Source organism: Streptomyces sp. NBC_00466 (assembly GCF_041433995.1).
Classification (GTDB): Bacteria; Actinomycetota; Actinomycetes; order Streptomycetales; family Streptomycetaceae; genus Streptomyces.
In genome coordinates this window covers 469490-486453 of sequence record NZ_CP107896.1, presented here as the reverse complement: position 1 = coordinate 486453, position 16964 = coordinate 469490, and the positions used below count along the sequence as shown (strand labels likewise).

Annotated in this window: 15 protein-coding genes and 1 pseudogene; 8 read left to right on the top strand and 8 right to left on the bottom strand. The window is 70.1% G+C overall.

The genetic code is table 11. The features are described 5' to 3' along the window. Positions 1 to 20 precede the first annotated feature (20 nt). The gene (locus OG210_RS02230) at positions 21 to 896 is read right to left on the bottom strand and encodes a LysR family transcriptional regulator (protein WP_328332936.1); all 876 of its coding nucleotides are present in this window, start codon (positions 894 to 896) and stop codon (positions 21 to 23) included. Positions 897 to 999: 103 nt separating this feature from the next. Between OG210_RS02230 and OG210_RS02225 the strand changes: the two genes are divergently transcribed. Further along, positions 1000 to 1545 carry an N-acetyltransferase family protein gene (locus tag OG210_RS02225; protein ID WP_371534887.1) on the top strand — a complete coding sequence of 182 codons (546 nt, stop codon included), beginning with the start codon at positions 1000 to 1002 and terminating at the stop codon, positions 1543 to 1545. A gap of 52 nt (positions 1546 to 1597) precedes the next feature. Here OG210_RS02225 and OG210_RS02220 read toward each other — a convergent pair. Further along, a pseudogene (locus OG210_RS02220) lies at positions 1598 to 2129 on the bottom strand (CorA family divalent cation transporter); the annotation flags it as partial. Positions 2130 to 2201: 72 nt separating this feature from the next. Here OG210_RS02220 and OG210_RS02215 point away from each other — a divergent pair. After that, positions 2202 to 3009 (top strand): IS5 family transposase gene (locus tag OG210_RS02215; RefSeq protein WP_371534863.1). Its coding sequence is split into 2 segments (ribosomal slippage): positions 2202 to 2554 and positions 2553 to 3009, totalling 810 coding nucleotides; the frame shifts between segments, so codons are not numbered across the junction. A gap of 9 nt (positions 3010 to 3018) precedes the next feature. Here OG210_RS02215 and OG210_RS02210 read toward each other — a convergent pair. Beyond that, the gene (locus OG210_RS02210) at positions 3019 to 3282 is read right to left on the bottom strand and encodes a CorA family divalent cation transporter (protein ID WP_371534886.1); all 264 of its coding nucleotides are present in this window, start codon (positions 3280 to 3282) and stop codon (positions 3019 to 3021) included. Positions 3283 to 3374: 92 nt separating this feature from the next. Between OG210_RS02210 and OG210_RS02205 the strand changes: the two genes are divergently transcribed. Beyond that, positions 3375 to 4469, top strand: a complete 1095-nt coding sequence (locus OG210_RS02205; protein WP_328332940.1) for a winged helix DNA-binding domain-containing protein — start codon at positions 3375 to 3377, stop codon at positions 4467 to 4469. A 126-nt stretch (positions 4470 to 4595) separates the two neighbouring features. On the opposite strand, the gene OG210_RS02200 is transcribed toward OG210_RS02205, so the two are convergent. Together OG210_RS02200 and OG210_RS02195 are read right to left on the bottom strand one after the other, a co-directional pair. Beyond that, a complete protein-coding gene (locus OG210_RS02200) occupies positions 4596 to 5450 on the bottom strand; it encodes a GNAT family N-acetyltransferase (protein ID WP_328332942.1) in 855 nt (284 codons plus the stop codon). 198 nt (positions 5451 to 5648) lie between these two features. Beyond that, positions 5649 to 6476 (bottom strand): LuxR C-terminal-related transcriptional regulator, encoded by an 828-nt coding sequence (locus OG210_RS02195; RefSeq protein ID WP_371534885.1) that lies wholly within the window; start codon positions 6474 to 6476, stop codon positions 5649 to 5651. Positions 6477 to 6612: 136 nt separating this feature from the next. On the opposite strand from OG210_RS02195, the gene OG210_RS02190 reads away from it, so the two are divergent. Beyond that, positions 6613 to 8292: an AMP-binding protein gene (locus OG210_RS02190; RefSeq protein ID WP_371534884.1), complete on the top strand. Its 1680-nt coding sequence runs from the start codon at positions 6613 to 6615 to the stop codon at positions 8290 to 8292. Continuing rightward, the gene (locus OG210_RS02185) at positions 8289 to 9872 is read left to right on the top strand and encodes an AMP-binding protein (RefSeq protein WP_328332948.1); all 1584 of its coding nucleotides are present in this window, start codon (positions 8289 to 8291) and stop codon (positions 9870 to 9872) included. Before OG210_RS02190 ends, OG210_RS02185 begins: the two co-directional genes overlap by 4 nt. Positions 9873 to 9959: 87 nt before the next feature. Here OG210_RS02185 and OG210_RS02180 read toward each other — a convergent pair whose 3' ends face one another. Beyond that, positions 9960 to 10874 (bottom strand): hypothetical protein, encoded by a 915-nt coding sequence (locus tag OG210_RS02180; protein WP_328332950.1) that lies wholly within the window; start codon positions 10872 to 10874, stop codon positions 9960 to 9962. A gap of 203 nt (positions 10875 to 11077) precedes the next feature. Here OG210_RS02180 and gcl point away from each other — a divergent pair, with 203 nt between their 5' ends. Beyond that, entirely contained in the window at positions 11078 to 12862 is a 1785-nt protein-coding gene (gcl, locus tag OG210_RS02175) for a glyoxylate carboligase (protein WP_328332953.1), read from the top strand. Positions 12863 to 12954: 92 nt separating this feature from the next. On the opposite strand, the gene OG210_RS02170 is transcribed toward gcl, so the two are convergent. Both OG210_RS02170 and OG210_RS02165 read right to left on the bottom strand, forming a co-directional pair. After that, positions 12955 to 13977: an ABC transporter permease gene (locus OG210_RS02170; protein WP_328332955.1), complete on the bottom strand. Its 1023-nt coding sequence runs from the start codon at positions 13975 to 13977 to the stop codon at positions 12955 to 12957. Continuing rightward, positions 13974 to 14936 (bottom strand): ABC transporter ATP-binding protein, encoded by a 963-nt coding sequence (locus OG210_RS02165; protein WP_328332957.1) that lies wholly within the window; start codon positions 14934 to 14936, stop codon positions 13974 to 13976. Before OG210_RS02165 ends, OG210_RS02170 begins: the two co-directional genes overlap by 4 nt. A 194-nt stretch (positions 14937 to 15130) precedes the next feature. On the opposite strand from OG210_RS02165, the gene OG210_RS02160 reads away from it, so the two are divergent. Both OG210_RS02160 and OG210_RS02155 read left to right on the top strand, forming a co-directional pair. Next, entirely contained in the window at positions 15131 to 16261 is a 1131-nt protein-coding gene (locus tag OG210_RS02160) for a sensor histidine kinase (RefSeq protein WP_371534883.1), read from the top strand. Next, a complete protein-coding gene (locus OG210_RS02155) occupies positions 16258 to 16914 on the top strand; it encodes a response regulator transcription factor (RefSeq protein WP_328332961.1) in 657 nt (218 codons plus the stop codon). The genes OG210_RS02160 and OG210_RS02155 overlap by 4 nt, the downstream gene beginning before the upstream one ends. Positions 16915 to 16964 lie beyond the last annotated feature (50 nt).

The window sequence follows — 16964 nt, the reverse complement described above, 5'->3', positions numbered from 1 at the left end:
GTGTCCGTGGGTGCGGTGGGTCAGGACTTGAGGTGGCCCAGGGCGTTGATCACGGCAGCGATGGCGGGCTCGGCGGCGCGTTCGCGGTGGTGGGCTGCCATGAGGTGGACGTGCCATTCGGGCATGTCGCTCACATCGAGTTCGACCAGGGTGCGGGCGGCGAGGTCGCGTTCGACCGTGGCGCGGGTGAGGACGGCGACGGCCTGCCCGGAGCGCGCGAGATCGGCTGCCGTCTCGGCGGAACTGATGCGGTAGAGCTGATGCGCGCGGGTGGGGGCGTCCAGGAGCAGTTCTTGAAAGAGCTGCGCACCGCTGCCCCAGAGGTTCACGGCGAGGGGGTGGCCGCTCAGCCCTGCAATGTCGCAGGGGCGCGCCGTGAGCGGGTGGTCCGGGTGACAGACCGCGATGACCGGCTCACTGCGGAACGTGTGCAGCCGTACCTCGTGAGCGTGCGGCATCGGCAGTGTGATGGCGATGTCGGTCGTGCCCGCGGCCACCCGCTGGAGTGCGTCCTGACTGTGCTGGTCGTCGACCACGACGGCGTATCTGAGCGGCTGCAGGGCACCGATGACGAAGGGGACGGCCAGCGGTGCGTAGCTGGCGTGGGTGGTCACGTGCAAGGTGCCCTGGGTGTCGTCCTCCCGTGCAATGTCCAGGGCCCGAGCCGCCAGATCCAGACACCGCTCCGCGTGGGGCAGCAGCCGTTCCCCCGCGGGCGTCAGCGACACTCCTCGGCTGGAGCGGTCGAGCAGTGGCTGACCGACGAGCCGTTCCAGTCGGCGCAGCCGCTCGCTGACGGACGGTTGCGCAACGCGCAGCTCACGTGCTGCGGAGGACAGCGAGCCGACGGATGCGGCGGTGACGAAGACGCGCAGGTCCGCGAGTTCCAGGGCCATAGGCGCAGCTTATGGCCAGCGCCCTCGGATCATGGGGTTCTGTGTGGCCGACGGCGCCCATAGCGTGCCGGTATGACATCCCCCGTGAGGTGAGGAGCCTCTCTTGCACGAGATTTACGAGACCACTGTTGAACTCGTCCCTGCGATTACGGATGATCTGCCCGGGATCGTCGCCATCCAGAATCACATGGCCGCGACCTCGCACGCCCGGTTCGCCACCAGACCGCATCGCATGGAGGAGCGGCGGGACTGGTTCGCTCAGTTCGCGGAGACGGGACCGTACCGGATTCTCGTCGCCCGGCGCGGCAACCAGGTTCTCGGTTATGCCTGCAGCCAGTGCTACCGCGATCAGGACGCTTTCCGGGAAACGGTCGAGGTGAGCATCGGACTCGGCGAGGACAGCAGAGGACAGGGGCTGGGAACCGCCCTCTACCGTGGGCTCTTCGCCCTCCTGGCCGACGAACCGGTGCATGTCGCCCTCGCCGGCATCGCCCTGCCGAACGACGTGTCGGTGGCCCTGCACCGCAAGTTCGGCTTCGCCGAAATCGGAACCTTCCACGAGTACGCCGTGAAGAACGGCCAGTATCTGAGCTCCCTGTGGATGCAACGCCTGCAGTCCACTCCGTTCCCGGGACCGGACCAGAGCTGACTGGTCCCGGGAACGTGTGCCAGGGTCCAACGAGTGTACGGGGCGGGGCCCGCAAGAGGCGTGCGCTAGCCGCAGGCGGCCGCCTGTTCGTCGTCCCCGGGACGGGCCCGGTAGGAAACAGCGCTTGGCGGAATCCGTCCACGCGCTCGCTCGTGTGCGTCACATGGTCGGCCACGTCGCGCAGGTAGCGCTGCAGTTCCTCGTGTGTGCCGTATGGCGAATCCCGCCATGAGAGCGTGCAGCATTCCCACGAGGGGCCGGGTGGCGCGCTGGAACTCGACCATCTCGCGGGAGAGTTCGTAGATACGGCGGGACACCGCCGGGTCACCGCTGAAGACCTCGGTCTCGATCTCGTCGATGTCGTTCTGCACGCCGGTGACGACCGGGGCGTAGCCGTCGACGACCGCGTCCAGGATCGCGTACAGCGCGGCCTCGGGTCCCAGCGCCAGCAGGTCCGGGGTCTCCTCCATGCGGGTGCGCACCGCGGACAGGTCCGGTGCCGCGCCGTGTCTGACCGTGATCAGGAAGTCCCTGCCGGTGAAGACATGCAGCTCGCCGAAGTCGACCTCCTCGGGGGCGTCGAGTTACTGATCGTTTCAGAATGAAGTTTCATGTGTCCCTTGGCAGTTGGGTGATGTGTCGGCAGGATCTGTTGGGTGTCTGCTGATCTTGTGTCTGATGACCTGTGGGAACGTGTGTCTCCGCTGCTGCCGGTTCGTGCGCCGCGTCGGCACCGCTACCCGGGGCGGTTGCCTGCCGATGACCGTGCTGCTCTGCGTGGGATCGTTTACGTGCTGCGCAAGAGTGTGAGCTGGCGAGACGTCCCCGCTGAGTTGGTCGGGTGCAGTGGGGTGACGGCCTGGCGTCGTCTGCGGGACTGGACCGAGGCCGGAGTGTGGCCCCGCCTGCACGAAGTCCTGCTGGCAGAACTTCGTAGAGAGGGACTGCTGGAGATGGACGACGCGGCGATCGATGCCTCGCACGTCAGGGCCCTCAAAGGGGGCTCACACCGGACCTTCGCCGGTTGACCGAGCGCGGCCGGGCAGCAAGCACCACCTCATCGTCGACCGGAACGGAACTCCGCTCGCTGTCTCTCTGACCAGCGGAAACCGTCACGACGTCACTCAGCTCATGCCCCTGCTGGACGCGATGCCCCGTATCCGTGGTCTGCGCGGCCGGCCACGGCACCGGCCCCGGCGGCTGTTCGCCGACCGCGGCTACGACTACGACAAGTACCGCCGTCTCATCCGAGCTCGCGGCATCACACCCAAGATCGCCCGCCGTGGAGCCCCGCATGGTTCCGGCCTGGGCAAGACCCGGTGGGTTGTCGAGCGGACCTTTGCCTGGCTCCACCAGTTCAAACGGCTCCGCATCCGCTACGAGATACGCGCCGACCTCCACCTGGGACTCCTCCAACTCGCCTGCAGCATCATCTGCTTGAGACGACTCAGAACCTCATTCTGAAACGATCAGTTAGTGCGCCGCGCGCAGCACGACGAAGGGTGTGTCGCCGTACCGTTCCAGCTTCGGCCGCTGATGGGCCTCCAGGGCGTCCTCCACCGCGAGCGGACGCAGGTCGAACTCCGCGGCCAGCGAGAGGATTTCCCCCTCCGTCGGACGGTGCAGACCGATCCAGGCCATCCCGTCCGGGTACTCGCGCAACTGCCGGAAGGTCTCCGCGAGCGAGTCGGGGGCGGAGACGCGGCGGCCCTCGCGGTACAGCGCCGCCTGCACCACGCTGGTGTTGTCCAGCTGTACGGGCTCGGGCGCGGCCGGGGCGGGTGGCGTCCCGGCGGGCGGCGTCCGCGCGCCCGGGTAGCGTGCCCCGCATGGCCCCGATCAGCACCCGCGCACTCAACCGCGCCACCCTGGAACGCCAGCTTCTGCTGCGCCGTGCCGAGCTGCCCGCCGAGGAGGCCGTCACGCGGCTGCTGGGGCTCCAGGCGCAGAACACCAGGCCGCCGTACTTCCAGCTCTGGTCCCGGCTCGCGGATTTCGACCCGTACGAGCTGTCGGAGCTGCTGGAGAGCCGTGCGGCCGTACGGATGGTGACCCTGCGCTCCACCATTCATCTGCACACCGCCGAGGACGCCCTCACCCTGCGGCCGCTCGTCCAGGCCGCACGCGAACGTGAGCTGAAGGCCTTCCGTACCGGGCTGGCCGGGGTCGACATCGACCGTCTTGCGGAGCTGGCGCGCGGCCTGGTGGAGGAGCGTCCCCGCACGATGAAGGAGCTCAGGGAGCACCTGCTCAAGGAGTGGCCGGATGCCGACCCGCTCGCCCTCGCCGTGGCCGCCCGCTGCCGCCTCCCGCTCGTGCAGGTGACCCCGCGCGGCCTGTGGGGCCGCAGTGGGCAGGTCGAGCTCACCACCGTCGGGCAGTGGCTCGGCCGTGCGTCGGCGCCCGCCCCGGCACCCGACGAGACCGTGCTGCGCTATCTGCGTTCCTTCGGGCCCGCCTCGGTCAAGGACATGCAGATGTGGGCTGGACTGACCCGGCTGGCCGCGGTGTTCGAGCGGCTGCGGCCGCAGCTGGTCACCTTCCGGGGTCCCGGCGGCTCCGAGCTCTTCGATCTGCCCGACGCGCCCCGGCCGGACGAGGACACCCCCGCACCACCGCGCTTCCTGCCCGAGTTCGACAATCTGCTGCTCGCCCACGCGGACCGTACGCGCGTCATCCCCGTCGAGTACCGGGGCCGCAACGGCGTGGGCAACCAGGTCTTCGGCAGCTTCCTGCTCGACGGGTTCCTCGCCGGGATCTGGCGGCTGAAGGAGCACCGGACCACGGCCACGCTCCGCATCGAGCCGTTCGCCCGGCTCACCCGCGCCGACCGGGCGGCCCTGGCGGACGAAGGCGAGCGGATGCTCACCGGCATGACGGAGGCCGGGGTCCACGACATCGGGTTCGGCGCCCTCGACGCGTGAGCCGGGCTGTCCGTGGGCCGGACTGTCCGTGGGCCGCGGGCGCGGATGTGCAGAGCGACCCGTCAGACCCGTCCGAACCCGTCAGACCCGTTCGAACCGTCCGGCCCGGCGGGAAAGAGGCCGGCTCTACCCGAGTTCGAGTGTCGTGATGCCGTAGACGCACTGGTCGGCGACCGGTCGGATCGGACCCGTGTACATGCGGGCCGTCTCGAAGGAGGGCGTGAGGCCCAGCGACCCGACCAGTGCGACGGCTGCCGCATTGGACTCGGGGACGTCCACGGCGACCTGCGCCGTACCGGCCTCGGCTGCCAGCGCCCCGTACAGCGCCTCGGCGTCCACGGGCGTATCGGCGAACAGCGGTCCGATACGGAGGACTCCGCCGGCCGCCGGGCGGATCACCGCGTACCCGGTCAGGTGCCCCTCGTCGAAGCACACGAACGCGCGGTGTCCGTCCGTGGTCAGCCAGTGCTTCAGGAAGCGCGGGCGGTCGGCCGGGTAGCACGCGCTGTCGTACGCCGCGATGGCCTCGTGGTCCGCGGCCCGGACCGGCCGTACACCCGTCGGCTCGCGGGGCGACAGGACGCCGGTGTGGCGGAAGGTGCTGTGGGCGTGCGTGAACCCCGACTTGCGGTAGTTGTGCTGCTGGGCCACGACCCCGTCCAGGCCGATGGTCCGGCCCTCCGCGTGGGCCTGCGCAGCCTGCCAGGTGGCCAGGCCGTGGCCGCGTCCCCGCAGGTCAGGGCGGACCAGATAGCAGCCGAGAAACGCGTAGCGGGCATCGTAGTTGACGACCGAGACAGCGGAGACGGGCTCTCCGTCGAGGCGTCCGAGGAAGAACCCCTCGGGGTCCTGGGCGAAGAAGCTCCGCGCGTCGCTGATCCCCGGGTTCCAGCCCTCGTCGTGCGCCCACCCGCTGATGACGGGCCAGTCCTCCTCGGCCGCCGGCCCGACGACGAGCTGCCCGGCGGATGAGTACGTCATGCCTGCTCCGTAAGTCGTAAGTCGTGAGGTGTGAGTCGTGTGTGAGGTGTGAGTCGTGGGTTGTGAATCGTGAGTCGCAAGTTTTAAGTCGTGAGTTTCAAGGCGTACGAACGCTCAGTGACGTCGGACGGAAGCCGCTGGGCGCCTGTCTTCCAGCAGCTTCCTCTTGGGGCTTTTCTCATGGCTTCGGCCGGGATGTTACGGCAGCAGGCCCGCCCGCCGGGCCGCCACGACCGCTTCGAGCCGGGTGTGCGCCCCCAGCTTGCGCATCGCGGACCGGAGATAGCCCTTCACGGTCTCCGGCTTCAGCCCCAGCCGCGCGCCGGCCGCCGCGTTCGTCGCGCCGGTCGCCACCCAGGCCAGCACGTCCACCTCGCGCGGCGCCAGCGCGACCGGCCGTTCGAGCCCGGCTCCGCCACCGCCGCCGGCCAGCCGGGCGCAGACGGCGAGAAGCTCGTCGCGCAGCTCCGGGTCCGCGATGCGTGTTGCCAGCGCGCGCAGTTCACTGTGCGCCTCGCGCACCTGCTCCCACGCGCCGGGCTCGGCCACCGGCTCGCGCGCCGCCGCCAGCCGTTGCTGCACCTCGTCGCGCACCACCAGCGACTGCTCCACGTCGCGGGCCGCCTCGACCGCGGCGTTGTACGTCCGGTCGCCGAACGACAGCCGCTCGCGTACCGCCCCGTACAGCACACCGCGCACCTTCCGCCGCACCACCACCGGCACGGCGAGCACCGCGTGCAGCCCTTCCGCGCCCACCGCCGTGTCGTACTCATGGCTGATGTGGAGCGAGGAGCGGTAGTCGGTCACCGCGCACGGCCGCGACAGCGCTATCGACTTGCCGCCGAGACCGTTGCCTGCCGATACCGCGAGGCCGCGCAGCGCCGGTGTCGCCGTACCGCTGAGCTCGGCGATGCGCAGCTGCCCGGTACCCGTCAGCAGGCCGCCGAACGCGACCGGCAGCCCGGTGGCGCGGCGCATCCGCAGCAGCGCCGCCCGCATATCCACTGCCTCGACCGGCTCCGGCACGCGGCCGCTCCTCTCCGCCGGGGCGGGACTCCGGCGCTCCTCGGGCGGGACGCCGCCTTCCCCCCGTTCGGGGGTGGTGGGACCCGGGGCACTGATTACACGATGCTGGGCAGCAGTCCCGCAATGAGGAGGACACATGGTGTCGAACAACGCGACGGAGGAGTTCCGGGCCGCACGGGACTTCCTGCTCCGTCACCGTACGGAGTACCGCACGGCCTACGAGGGCTTCAGCTGGCCGCGCCCCGAGCATTTCAACTGGGCGCTCGACTGGTTCGACACCATCGCCCGGGACAACGAGAGCACCGCGCTGCACATCGTCGAGGAGGACGGCACCGAGACCAGGGTCTCGTTCGCGGAGATGGCCGTGCGGTCCGACCGGGCCGCCAACTGGCTCCGGGCGCAGGGCGTCCGGGCCGGCGACCGCATCCTGGTCGTACTCGGCAACCAGCAGGAGCTGTGGGAGACGGCCCTCGCCGCGATGAAGCTCCGCGCCGTCGTCATCCCGGCAACTCCACTGCTCGGACCGGCAGATCTGCGCGACCGGGTCGACCGCGGCGGCGCCCGCCATGTGCTCGTACGGACCGGGGAAACCGCCAAGTTCGCCGAGGTGGCGGGCGATTACACCCGGATCGCGGTCGGCGCGGACACCCCGGACGGCTGGCTGTCGTACGGGGACGCCGCCACCGCGTCCGCCGTCTTCGAGCCCGACGGGGCCACCGGCGCGGACGATCCGCTGATGCTGTACTTCACCTCCGGGACGACCGCCCGGCCCAAGCTGGTGGAGCACACCCACACGTCGTACCCGGTCGGCCATCTGGCGACGATGTACTGGATCGGTCTGCGCCCCGGCGATGTCCACCTCAACATCTCCTCACCCGGATGGGCCAAGCACGCCTGGTCGAATCTGTTCGCGCCCTGGAACGCCGAGGCGACGGTCTTCATCCACAACTACACGCGCTTCGACCCGGCACGGCTGATGGCCGAGATGGACCGGGTGGGGGTGACGTGCTTCTGTGCGCCGCCGACCGTCTGGCGGATGCTGATCCAGGCCGACCTCACCCGGCTCCGCACACCGCCGCGCGAGGTCGTTGCCGCCGGCGAGCCGCTGAACCCCGAGGTCATCGAGGCCGTACGGCGTGCCTGGGGTGCGACGATCCGGGACGGTTTCGGGCAGACGGAAACAGCCGTCCAAGTGGCCAACAGCCCTGGCCAGCTCCTCAAGGCGGGCTCCATGGGCCGCCCGACGCCCGGGTACAAGGTCGAACTGCTCGACCCCGTCACCGGGGAGCCGGGGGTGAGTGAGGGCGAGATCTGCCTGGACCTCTCCGCCCGGCCGGTCGGCCTGATGACCGGGTACCACGGCGACCCGGAGCGCACGGCCGACGCGATGGCCGGCGGCTACTACCGCACCGGCGACATCGGCTCGCGGGACGCGGACGGCTACATCACCTACATCGGCCGCTCCGACGACGTCTTCAAGGCGTCCGACTACAAGATCTCGCCCTTCGAGCTGGAGAGCGCGCTCCTGGAGCACGAGGCGGTGGCGGAGGCTGCGGTCGTTCCCGCCCCCGACCCGCTGCGGCTCGCCGTCCCGAAGGCGTACGTGGCCCTGGCGGAGGGCTGGGAACCCGGCCCCGACACGGCGAAGCTGCTGTTCGCGCACTCGCGCGCGGTGCTCGCTCCGTACAAGCGGATCCGGCGGATCGAGTTCGCCGAGCTGCCCAAGACGGTCTCCGGGAAGATCCGCAGGATCGAACTGCGCCGGGCGACCGCGGAGGGCTCCACCGCCGAGTACGACGAGGGCGAGCTGCGATGACCCTCTCGTACACGCACGGCACCGGTACGACGCCGCTCCTGGGCGACACGATCGGCGCGAATCTGGATCGCGCGGTCGCGGCGTTCCCCGACCGTGAGGCGCTCGTCGATGTCCCGTCCGGGCGGCGGTGGACGTACGCCCGGTTCGGCGCCGCGGTGGACGAGCTGGCCCGGGGGTTCATCGGCAGCGGGGTCGGCAAGGGTGACCGGGTGGGGATCTGGGCGGTCAACTGCCCGGAGTGGGTGCTCGTCCAGTACGCCACCGCGCGGATCGGCGCGATCATGGTCAACATCAACCCGGCGTACCGGGCGCACGAGCTGGAGTTCGTACTGCGGCAGGCCGGGATCTCGGTACTGATCGCCTCGACCGAGCACAAGGGCACCGACTACCGGGCCCTGGTCGGCGAGGTGCGCGGCAACTGCCCGGCGCTGCGGTCCGTCCACTACATCGGCGACCCGACCTGGGACGAACTGACGGCCGCCGCACGGCCGGTGGAGCTCGACGCGGCACTGTCCTGCGACGACCCGATCAATATCCAGTACACCTCGGGCACCACCGGATTCCCGAAGGGGGCCACCCTCTCCCACCACAACATCCTCAACAACGGCTTCTTCGTCGGTGAGTTGGTGGGCTACACGGAGCAGGACCGGATCTGCCTTCCGGTGCCCTTCTACCACTGCTTCGGCATGGTCATGGGCAATCTGGCGGCCACGTCGCACGGCGCCTGCATCGTCATCCCGGCGCCCTCCTTCGACCCCGGGGCGACCCTGCGCGCCGTCGAGCAGGAGCGCTGCACCTCGCTCTACGGGGTGCCCACGATGTTCATCGCGGAGCTGAACCACCCGGACTTCGCGGCGTACGACCTGAGTTCGCTGCGTACCGGGATCATGGCGGGCTCGCCCTGCCCGGCCGAGGTGATGAAGCGGGTCGTGGCCGAGATGCATATGGCCGAGGTGTCGATCTGCTACGGGATGACGGAGACCTCGCCGGTGTCCACCCAGACCCGCCGCGACGACGATCTGGAGCGCCGGACCGGGACGGCGGGGCGGGTCCTGCCGCACCTCGAGGTGAAGGTCGTCGACCCGGCGACCGGGGTCACGGTGGAACGCGGTGAGCCGGGCGAGCTGTGCACCCGCGGCTACAGCGTGATGCTCGGCTACTGGGAGGAGCCGCAGCGGACCGCCGAGGTGATCGACGCGGGCCGCTGGATACACACCGGGGATCTGGCCGTCATCCGCGAGGACGGCTACGTGCAGATCGTCGGCCGGATCAAGGACATGATCATCCGGGGCGGCGAGAACGTCTATCCGCGTGAGATCGAGGAGTTCCTCTACGGCCACCCCAAGATCGCCGACGTCCAGGTGATCGGCGTACCGGACGAGCGGTACGGCGAAGAGGTGCTGGCCTGTGTCATCCCGCGGGATCCGGCCGACCCGCCGACGCTGGACGGGATCCGGGAGTTCTGCCGCGACCGGCTGGCCCACTACAAGATCCCGCGCGGGCTGCGGATCCTGGAGGCCTTCCCGATGACGGTCAGCGGCAAGGTCAGGAAGGTGGAGCTGCGCAAGCTGTACGGCTAGAGCCCTTCGTTTGGATCATGCCGGGCTCGCGGGGTCTGGCACGCACGCCCGTGGCCCCGCTGCTCCCGGCCGGGGCCGGGCCGGCGCTCAGTCCTGTGCCGCGCTCGTACTGACCAGTTCGTCGGCCGGTCCGTTGACCGGCTGCGGGGTGCCGGTGAGATCCAGCGCGAAGAGCGGCACGGCCAGCTCGTCGGCCCGGGTGCGCGCGTCGGCCGCGTACCCCGAGAGCGAGAAGAAGACGCACGCCGACGCTGAACTCATCCCGTGCAGCCACAGGCACTCTATGTCCCGCAGAAGGGCGGGCCGGGTGGTGGCTTCCACCGTGGCGATCAGGCCGGGGCCGTGCAGATCGATCCCGGAGGGGGGCCGCCGCTCCGGCTGCACGATCCCCCGGAAGCCCAGCCACTCCAGATAGCGCGCCGCCGCCGACACCACGTCGCCCGCGGTGCGGATCGCCAGGGGGCGGAAGGCGGGACGGGGCGCGGCGGCCGTGCGCGGCAGCGGGATGTGGGCCGGGGCGGCGGAGTCTGCGGCGGTGGCGTCGGCGGCGACCGGATCGGGACCGGCGGGATCCATACCCGGGCCGTCCGGTGCTGCCGCGCCTGGAACCGCGGTGCCTGGAACCGCGGTGCCTGGAACCGCGGTGTCCGGGTCCGCCGTGCCCGGGGCCGCCGGGGGAGCCGTCACCGGGCGCACCGCCAGGCGCAGGACCGTACCGCAGGAGCAGCCGATCTCGGGCCGCGGCCACTCGCCCTCCCGTCCGCACGCGGCGCAGCGGACCGCGACCCACTCGTCCGACCAGCTCCGGCGCGTGATCGGCACCGGGGGTGTGTCCGTCAGCAGCGGCGGGGCGAGCGGCGCGCCGCAGGCGCAGGGCAGGACCGTCGCCAGATAGGCGTGTTCCGCCAGGCAGACCGGGCAGCGCACGACCGCGCTCGTCGCCCACTCGCCCGCGCCCCTTCCGGCACCCCTCCCCGCTCCCTCTCCCGCTCCTTCTCCCATGGGGACATCGTCCACCAACGGGCCCGGCCGGCGGGCGTACTTCGCACAGGTGACCCACGTCCGTCCCCCTTCTCTTGACGGCAGGTACGACCACCTCTTACATTGCTTCCGTATAGCAGAAATGAACTTCCGTAATGCGGAATTGGGCGATCTCAGGTTGGCGCGACAGGAGGCCCACTCCGACTGGCGAGCAGGAGTATTCAATGCCCCGTATGACCGCTGCCCGAGCGGCAGTCGAGATTCTCAAGCGCGAGGGCGTCAGCAACGCGTTCGGCGTGCCGGGCGCGGCGATCAACCCCTTCTACGCGGCCCTCAAGGCCGCCGGCGGCGTGCGGCACACGCTCGCCCGCCACGTCGAAGGCGCCTCGCACATGGCTGAGGGATACACCCGTACCCACCCCGGCAACATCGGCGTCTGCATCGGTACGTCGGGGCCCGCGGGCACCGACATGATCACCGGGCTCTACTCCGCCACCGGTGACTCCATCCCGATCCTCTGCATCACCGGCCAGGCTCCGACCGCCGTGATGCAGAAGGAGGACTTCCAGGCCGTCGACATCGCCTCGATCGCCAAGCCGGTCACCAAGGCGGCGACCACTGTCATGGAGGCCGCTCAGGTCCCCGGCGTCTTCCAGCAGGCGTTCCACCTGATGCGCTCGGGGCGCCCGGGACCGGTCCTCATCGACCTGCCGATCGACGTGCAGCTCACCGAGATCGAGTTCGACCCGGAGACGTACACCCCGCTGCCGGTCTATAAGCCGGTCGCGTCCCGCGCCCAGATCGAGAAGGCGATCACGCTCCTCAACGAGTCGGAGCGCCCGCTGATCGTCGCGGGCGGCGGCATCATCAACGCCGACGCGTCCGAACTGCTGGTGGAGTTCGCCGAGCTGACCGGTACGCCGGTCATCCCGACCCTGATGGGCTGGGGCATCCTCGCCGACGACCACGAGCTGAACGCGGGCATGGTCGGCCTCCAGACCTCGCACCGCTACGGCAACGCCACGTTCATGGAGTCGGACTTCGTCCTCGGCATCGGCAACCGCTGGGCCAACCGCCACACGGGCAAGCTCGACACGTACACCAAGGGCCGCAAGTTCGTCCACGTCGACATCGAGCCCACCCAGCTGGGCAAGATCTTCGCCCCCGACTTCGGGATCGCGTCCGACGCCAAGGCCGCCCTGGAGCTGTTCGTCGAGGTCGCGCGGGAGCTGAAGGCCGCGGGCAAGCTGCCGGACCGCAAGGAGTGGGCCGCATCGGCCCAGGACCGCAAGGCCAGGCTCCAGCGCCGTACGCACTTCGACAACGTGCCGATCAAGCCGCAGCGTGTGTACGAGGAGATGAACCGCGCGTTCGGCCCCGACACCCGTTACGTCACCACCATCGGCCTCTCCCAGATCGCCGGCGCGCAGATGCTGCACGTCTACAAGCCGCGCCACTGGATCAACTGCGGCCAGGCCGGCCCGCTGGGCTGGACGATCCCGGCCGCGCTGGGTGTCGCCACCGCCGACCCCAGTGCGACGGTCGTCGCGCTCTCCGGGGACTACGACTTCCAGTTCATGCTGGAAGAGCTGGCCGTCGGCGCGCAGCACAACATCCCGTACGTCCATGTCCTGGTGAACAACGCGTACCTGGGCCTCATCCGCCAGGCGCAGCGCAACTTCGACATCGACTTCCAGGTCAACCTGGAGTTCGAGAACATCAACTCTCCCGAGCTCGGCGTGTACGGCGTGGACCACGTCAAGGTCGCCGAGGGGCTGGGCTGCAAGGCGATCCGGGTCACCGAGCCCGACCAGCTGCTGCCCGCCTTCGAGGAGGCCAAGAAGCTGGCCGCGCAGTACCGCGTGCCGGTCGTCGTCGAGGCGATCCTGGAGCGGGTCACCAACATCTCGATGAGCGGCACCGACCTCGCCGGGGTCAACGAGTTCGAGGACATCGCGACCGAGCCGGGCCACGCCCCGACCGCGATCCGCCCGCTGATCACTTCCTGACCGTCGTACGAAGAGGGGCGGGCCACCGGCAACGGCGGCCCGCCCTTTGCGCGTTCCGGCGCCCGTGTCACCGGGGGCCCGGAGGCCAGGGGTCACAGGAGCCGCTTGCGGCCCCAGAGGATGACGAAAGCGGTGACGGCGGCGGCGACGGCGAGCATGATGCCGGCTCCGAGCCACTGCATCGTGTGCATCTGGGAGACCGGGAGGTAGTCCATGGAGTAGCCGATGACGTGCTTGGACTCCAGGCAGGCGGTGCGCGCCTTGTCGTGCTCCGACTGATCGAGACAGGTGGTCCAGTCCAGACGGCCTCCGGAACTGGTGAGGAAGTAGGTGCCCTGACCCTGCTGTTCCGCCTGGGCGGGCAGCTCCGGCGGCACCGCGCCGTGTCCGACGCCCTCGTGGGTGCTGATCGTCATGATGTGTCCCAGCTTCCGCCAGAGCTCGCTCCAGACGAACCCGATGGCCCCGACGATGCCGAGCGTGACCACCATCGACACCAGCGTGCGGCGCAGGAGCATGCCGACCGCCACGCCCACGGTGAACGTGAGCAGGGCGTAGGCCACCGGCGTGACCCCCGTGACACTGAAGAAGGCGGTCCAGATGAGGCCGCTGGAAAGTCCCTTGACCGGGTTCCACCACCAGGTGAGGACGGCGGTGAGCACGCCGGTCGACAGCGTGAGCATAGCGGCGGGAAGGGCGAGTTTCGTGATGAGCCACCGCAGTCGGCTGACGGACTGGGAGGTCACCAGCTTGGCGGTGCCGGACTCCAGGTCGCCCGCGATGAGCGGAGCCCCGAGGAGGACGCCTGCCAGGACAGGGATGTAGCTGAGGTAACTCCCGATGCTGAACAGAGGGTTGACGTAGGTCTCGAACTCGGGCGGCAAGCCGCCGGACCTCCGTGAGGCCGGGTTCTGGGCGGCCAGGAAGTCCATCATCTGCCCGCGCAGGTAGAGCATGACGAGCACACCGAGGACGGTGACGGCGATGAGCGTCCAGAACGCGGCGCGGTGCTGGCGCCAGACGAGCCAGACCGGACCGCCGAGCCGGGGGATCCACTTGTTCCGTGCGGGTCCGGCGGGCGCCGTACGGGCCGGGTTACGGGTGAGCGTGCTCATGTGGTCACAGCCTTCTTCGGGTCGCGGGTGATGATGTCGTGGATGTCGCCGACCCGGGCGCTGGGGGCGATCAGCGGGGGCGCGTCGGGTGACCGCAGATAGGCGAGCAGTAGCTCCTCCAGAGTCGGAGGCTCGGCCTGCCTGCCGTGCTCGACCGGCCCGCCGAGCCGCACCAGGACGCCCGGCCGGCCATCGCCGCTGCTGCGGGAATCGATGACCCGGTGCGGTGCGACCGCGGGGGACGAGCCGTCTGACGGGAACGCGAACAGGGCGTGTGCGGCGCGCAGTTCGTTCACCTCACCGGCGAGACGCAGACCGCCGTTCGCGATGACGAGGAGGTAGTCGCAGATGTGCTCCAGCTCGGCGAGCATGTGCGAGGACACCAGCACCGTTGTGCCGTGTTCGGCTGCCTCCGCCGTCAGCGTGGCCATGAGCTCGCGGCGGACCAGCGGGTCCAGATCGGACATCGGCTCGTCGAGGATGAGCAGATCAGGACGCTTTCCGAAGGCCAGCGCGAAGGCGACGCGGGTGCGCTGCCCGCCGGACAGTGTTCCGATCCTCGCCTCCAGCGGCACCTGGCCCGCGCTGACGATCCCCTCGGCGACTTCCTGGTCCCAGTGCGCATTGAGTTCTTGGCCCAGCCGCAAGGTCTCGGCCACGGTGAAGCGCTTGAACAGCGGCTTCTCCTGGGTCAGGAAGGCGGTTCGCAGAACCGCCTCCATCGAACCCGGCACCGCGCCGAACACCCGCAGGTCGCCGGCCGTCGGGCGGATCATGTGGGTCGCCAGACCCATCAGAGTGCTCTTGCCGGCGCCGTTGGGGCCGACAAGGCCGCACACCCGCCCGGCCGGCAGCCGGAAGGAAACATCCCGCAACGCCCAGCCGCGCCGGTATTTCTTGCCGAGCCCATGGGCCTCGAAGGCCGGTTCGCCCGCGGGGCGTGTGAACTCCGTGATCATGACATGCTCCTCAGATGATGAATGGCGAACGCCGCCCGGCGGACACAACTCTCCTCGGCCGGGTCCCGAGGGGGATCCGGCGAAAGACAGATCATGTGCGGCCGGATCCGACTTTCGGCCGGTCGGCGGGGGCACCCGCGGGGAAGGGGAGCGGCACGGCCGCCGGCGGCAAGGAGCGCACCGGGCTACTGCCCGTGACCGCATGGCTGCTGCTGATCACGGTCCTGGCCGCCCTCGTCCTGCTGGACGGGTTCGCCGGTTTCTACTCGGTCGAGAGACACGGCCCCGGCAAGCTGACCGGCGCCCTGCTCGCCGTCGGTCTTGTCATCGCATCGCCCCGGCTCGGCGGCCGGGCGCTGCCGGTGGCCGCCTGCGCACTCGCGTTCGTGTCGCTGTGCCTCTCGTTCCTGCTGCACCTGACCATGTGGGCCAGCTCGCAGGCGATGGGATTCGCCGAACCGGCGGCGCTGGTGTGGCTCCTGCTGCTCGTCGCCCGACGGGGAAAGCCGTCGTGGGCGGCGGCGGCCGTCCCCGTACTGTTCCTGGCCGTCGTGGTGCGGCCGGTGTCAGTCGATGTGCGGCAGTCCACCACCATCATGGCGCTGCTCTTCGCCCTGGCAGCGGTCACGGCGTTCGGCATCGGCCTCGGAACGCGTCTGCTTCTGGTGGACCGGCGGCGGCAGGCGGCGGCTCTCCGGCTGGAGCAGCGCACAGAATTCGCCAGGGACCTGCACGACTTCGTCGCCCATCATGTGACCGGCATCGTCGTACAGGCACAGGGAGCCCAGGTGATGGCGGACCGGCGGCCCGAACTGGTGCCGCCCGCGCTGCAGCGGATCGAACAGGCGGGCTCGGAGGCGCTGACCTCCATGCGGCACATGGTGGGGATGCTGCGCGACGCCGACGGAGAAGTGGCACTGACGCCGCTGGCGGGCATCGGCGAAGTGCGTTCACTGGTCGAGGAGTTCTCGGCCGTCGGTGGCGCCCGGGCCCGGCTCGATCTGGAAGGTACCTTCGACGACCTGCCGGTCGAAGTGACCACCACCGCACACCGGGTGGTGATGGAGGCCCTCACCAACGTACGCAAACACGCCCACGGCTGCACCGAGGTACGGGTGTGCGTGGGCCGCTCGGGAGACCGGATCACCGTACGGGTCAGCGACGACGGACGGCCGCGCCATGTCTCCCAGAGCGGCTTCGGGCTGAAGGGCCTGGACGAGCGGGTGGGCCTGATCGGCGGAAGCGTCCAGGCGGGCCCGGTGACGGGCGGCGGCTGGGGCGTCGAGGCGACGCTCCCGGTGTCCACGGCAGGAGTGGTGGCATGACGATCCGGGTGCTGATCGCCGACGACCAGGCCATGGTCCGTGCCGGGTTCGCGATGATCCTCGCGGCGGAGGACGACATCGACGTCGTCGCGGAGGCCGCGGACGGGGTACATGCCGTGGAACTCGCCGGGCACCACCGGCCCGACGTGGTGCTGATGGACATCCGTATGCCCCGCATGGACGGGCTGGAGGCACTGCGCAGACTGACCCGCCCCGGCACGGTGAGTCCGCCGAAGGTCGTCGTGGTCACGACGTTCGACGACGACGAGTACGTCCAGCGCGCCCTGAGCGAAGGCGCATCCGGGTTCCTGATCAAGGACTCCGGGCCTGCCCTGCTGGTGGAGGCCATCAGGGCGGCCGCCTCGGGCGAGGCACTGGTGAGCCCGGCCATCACCGTACGGCTGCTGCGGCGCCTCAACAGCGCCGTGCCCGCCGCACGGGAGCCGTACACCGCGCTCTCCGCACGGGAGACGGACCTGGTGCGGCTGGTGGCCAGGGGGCTGACCAACGCCGAGATCGCCACCGAACTGACCATCTCGGTGGGCACGGTGAAAACCCACCTCGCCAACGTGCAGATCAAACTGTCCGCCCGCAACCGCGTGGAGATCGCCGCCTGGGCGTGGGAATCCGGCCTGGTCGACGGGCGTGGGTAGGCACACGAAAGGAGTGCGGAACAAGGGATCGTGGACCCTGTTCCGCACTC

What these genes read in the sequence shown, in the direction of transcription:
- OG210_RS02230 (WP_328332936.1), bottom strand. Translation starts at nt 896, where the DNA reads ATGGCCCTGGAACTCGCGGACCTGCGCGTCTTCGTCACCGCCGCATCC.
- OG210_RS02205 (WP_328332940.1), top strand. Translation starts at nt 3,375, where the DNA reads ATGGCCCCGATCAGCACCCGCGCACTCAACCGCGCCACCCTGGAACGC.
- OG210_RS02200 (WP_328332942.1), bottom strand. Translation starts at nt 5,450, where the DNA reads ATGACGTACTCATCCGCCGGGCAGCTCGTCGTCGGGCCGGCGGCCGAG.
- OG210_RS02190 (WP_371534884.1), top strand. Translation starts at nt 6,613, where the DNA reads ATGGTGTCGAACAACGCGACGGAGGAGTTCCGGGCCGCACGGGACTTC.
- OG210_RS02185 (WP_328332948.1), top strand. Translation starts at nt 8,289, where the DNA reads ATGACCCTCTCGTACACGCACGGCACCGGTACGACGCCGCTCCTGGGC.
- OG210_RS02180 (WP_328332950.1), bottom strand. Translation starts at nt 10,874, where the DNA reads ATGGGAGAAGGAGCGGGAGAGGGAGCGGGGAGGGGTGCCGGAAGGGGC.
- gcl (WP_328332953.1), top strand. Translation starts at nt 11,078, where the DNA reads ATGCCCCGTATGACCGCTGCCCGAGCGGCAGTCGAGATTCTCAAGCGC.
- OG210_RS02170 (WP_328332955.1), bottom strand. Translation starts at nt 13,977, where the DNA reads ATGAGCACGCTCACCCGTAACCCGGCCCGTACGGCGCCCGCCGGACCC.
- OG210_RS02165 (WP_328332957.1), bottom strand. Translation starts at nt 14,936, where the DNA reads ATGATCACGGAGTTCACACGCCCCGCGGGCGAACCGGCCTTCGAGGCC.
- OG210_RS02155 (WP_328332961.1), top strand. Translation starts at nt 16,258, where the DNA reads ATGACGATCCGGGTGCTGATCGCCGACGACCAGGCCATGGTCCGTGCC.